Genomic DNA, 232 nt, shown 5'->3' with positions numbered 1-232 from the left:
GTCATAGGGATCGCTCGTGTGTCGCTCGACGAACTGCGCGGCTGCGATGCCGAGGTGAACGCGGCGGTGGGGCGGCGACTCCTCGCCGGTGAGACGGGACCCGTCCTCGACGCGGTCCTCCTCAACGCCGCGGCGGCGCTCGCGGCGTACCGGGGACTCGGCGGCCGCCCGCTCGAAGCCGCGTTGTCGGACGGACTCTCGATGGCGGCCCAGTCGATCGACAGTGGAGCGG

Annotated in this window: 1 pseudogene; it reads left to right on the top strand. The window is 72.8% G+C overall.

Features of this window, described 5'->3' with window-relative positions:
- A pseudogene (locus tag QM806_RS41170) lies at positions 1–232 on the top strand (anthranilate phosphoribosyltransferase); the annotation flags it as partial.

It is taken from the genome of Rhodococcus sp. IEGM 1351 (assembly GCF_030056875.1).
GTDB classification, from domain to species: Bacteria; Actinomycetota; Actinomycetes; order Mycobacteriales; family Mycobacteriaceae; genus Rhodococcus_F; species Rhodococcus_F opacus.
This window is presented reverse-complemented; position numbering and strand designations above follow the sequence as displayed.